This is a genomic window from Alteromonas sp. 14N.309.X.WAT.G.H12, assembly GCF_036697315.1.
Taxonomy (GTDB): domain Bacteria; phylum Pseudomonadota; class Gammaproteobacteria; order Enterobacterales; family Alteromonadaceae; genus Alteromonas.
The window spans coordinates 1-1,882 of record NZ_JBAHZB010000140.1 but is presented as its reverse complement, the minus strand read 5'-3'; the positions used below and the strand labels follow the sequence as shown (position 1 = coordinate 1,882).

Here is a 1,882-nt window from a genome sequence, read left to right as displayed (position 1 = left end):
CAGAAGCGCAGCGAAAACGAGCACTGGAAGCGAAACAAAAAGCCGCGCAGTAGACACTGGGAAAGTTGAACGTTACACTGCGAACATTGTATGCAATGTTTTTAGGATTTTTAGTGAGCACGCAACTTTCAGAAGAGAAAATCGCAGAAATTAAGAAAGATTTTAGTTTTTTCGACCAAGATGGTAACGGTCAGATTGATCTTACCGAATTCATCGAATTACTCACTGTTCTTTCGCCCAAAACCAAAGCCAGTCATGTTGAAGAGGGTTTTAAACTTATCGATAGCAATAATGATGGATTTATTGATTTTGACGAGTTTCTTCAGTGGTGGCAAGAAGCGTGGTGGGAATACTAAGACTGCGTTGTGATTTCATATAGCAAGCGGGTGATGGTAACCATCACCCGCTTTTTTTATTCATCATCATCGATGATTTGAGAGCGTTTTTTCTTTTTGATTGGCACATTGCCGATATCTTCGCCTTCCATGGTATTCACCCGTCTCTTCGCTGGAGTGGCTTTTACTTTGTCGTTGCCGGCTCCCGCTTTTGATGACGTTGCGTCTTTGTGTCCTTGCTTGGCAATGTGTTTGCCGCGGAACTTGGCCGGATAGGTGTCATGGGAACAACAGGTTAGGGGGTAACTCACATGAGCGCTGATGGCAAGGTAACTCGCCCAATCCCGAGGCCCTACCAGTGAAATGGCGACGCCTTTATCACCGGCTCGCCCGGTGCGACCGATACGGTGAATATATTCATCAGCTTGTTTGGGCAAATCAAAGTTAATGACTAAACCGACTTTGCGTAAGTCTAACCCCCGGGAAGCCAGATCGGTGGTCACCAGCACACTATGTTGACCGCGACTAAAGTCGTTCATGATGGCCGCCCGGGTGTGCTGTGGTAAATCACCACGTAAAGCAATGGCTTCTTTGTGTGATTCATTTAACAGTGCTGCCAGTCTATCTGTATCCTGACGTGTAGCGGTAAATACCACCGCCTGATTATAGTCATGGGCATCAAGTAAGGCTGTGAGTAATGTGTCTTTGTGTTCTATGTTATCGGCAAAGTACAGGGTTTGGGTAATATCCTGATGGGCTTCGGTTGCATTGCCGATAGCAACGCGAACCGGAGATTTCAATAACTTTTCTGTGAGATGATCAAGGGCAATATTATCTAAGGTCGCGGAAAACAACATGGTTTGGCGTTTTCGGTGATCCGCATACTGATTGATAAGATTAAGTTGTTCGGCAAAACCCAGATCCATCATTCTGTCAGCCTCATCGAAAATGAGTACTTCTAGGCCGTTAATGAAAAACGACTTTCCTTCTAGATGATCTGCGACCCGGCCAGCGGTGCCAACGATAACGTGAGGGCTGCGTCTTAATACTTTGGTTTGATCATTGAAGTTTTCGCCGCCGACAATGAGGGCGCATTGAATACCCACCGGTGTTGCCAAACTGCGTAGTTCACTGAATACCTGCTTTGCCAGCTCTCGTGTGGGGGCCAGAATAAGGGCACGAGGATCTTGTTTACTTAAGGCTCTTGTGGTCATTAAGCGATGAACAAGGGGGATCAGAAACGCCAATGTTTTACCCGAACCGGTTTTCGATGACGCCATAATATCCTTACCCTGCAACGCCGGTAAGATAGTGCGCTGCTGGATATCCGTCATTGTTTCTAAACCTTTATCGGTCAGACGCTGAATAATTTTGTGGTGTACGGGTAAATCTGCAATTTGCAAGGGGATGCCTCATGAATAACGTTAGCCGTATTATCCATGAATGTTTTGTGAAGTGAAAGAAGAGGGGCGGAAATTACGCCCCTTATTTGCGATAAAACGAAGCTTTAAACGTTAAAACTGCATTTCAGGTACATTGTCTGGAAC

At 45.7% G+C, this 1,882-nt stretch carries 2 protein-coding genes; one reads left to right on the top strand and one right to left on the bottom strand.

The genetic code is table 11. The features are described from left to right. Positions 1 to 113 precede the first annotated feature (113 nt). A complete protein-coding gene (locus V5298_RS18875) occupies positions 114 to 356 on the top strand; it encodes an EF-hand domain-containing protein (RefSeq protein ID WP_332932983.1) in 243 nt (80 codons plus the stop codon). Positions 357 to 412: 56 nt separating this feature from the next. Here V5298_RS18875 and V5298_RS18870 read toward each other — a convergent pair whose 3' ends face one another. Then, entirely contained in the window at positions 413 to 1,738 is a 1,326-nt protein-coding gene (locus V5298_RS18870; protein WP_332932982.1) for a DEAD/DEAH box helicase, read from the bottom strand. Between the last annotated feature and the right edge of the window lie 144 nt (positions 1,739 to 1,882).